The organism is Bacteroides sp. NSJ-39, assembly GCF_014287315.1.
In the GTDB taxonomy this organism is placed as follows: Bacteria; Bacteroidota; Bacteroidia; order Bacteroidales; family Bacteroidaceae; genus Bacteroides; species Bacteroides finegoldii.
In genome coordinates this window covers 1-504 of sequence record NZ_JACOOB010000084.1, presented here as the reverse complement: position 1 = coordinate 504, position 504 = coordinate 1, and the positions used below count along the sequence as shown (strand labels likewise).

Annotated in this window: 1 protein-coding gene; it reads left to right on the top strand. The window is 41.5% G+C overall.

Annotated elements, in window-relative coordinates; all coding sequences use genetic code 11:
* A partial coding sequence (locus H8S63_RS19825; protein WP_186927723.1) for a PD-(D/E)XK nuclease domain-containing protein occupies positions 1 to 504 on the top strand: 504 nt, incomplete at both ends.

The following is a 504-nucleotide window of genomic DNA, read 5'->3' as shown; positions in this document are numbered from 1 at the left end:
TTCTTACTGGTTCGGTAGCGGCACTCCTACATACTTGATAAAGATGTTGGGTAAATTTGGTGTAAATCCTTCTGATATCGGTCCCAAACAAGCGAAAGCTTCCATTTTTGATGCTCCTACCGAGACCATGACGAATATCACTCCTTTGCTATATCAGAGCGGTTATATCACCATAAAGGATTATAATAAGATTCTGGACCTTTATACGCTTGATATTCCGAATAAGGAAGTTCGTCTGGGTCTTATGGAAAGCCTTCTTCCTAACTATGTGGGCAATGAGACCCCGGAAGCCACCACTATGGTTGCCTATCTTTTTTATGATATTCAGAACGGTGATATGGATTCTGCCTTGCGTCGTTTGCAGGCTTTTTTGTCTACCGTTCCTTATTGTGACAATACTAAATATGAGGGGCATTACCAGCAACTCTTTTATGTCATATTCAGTCTGCTGAATTATTATGTAGATATTGAAGTCCGTACTCCCCGTGGTCGAGTGGATGTGGT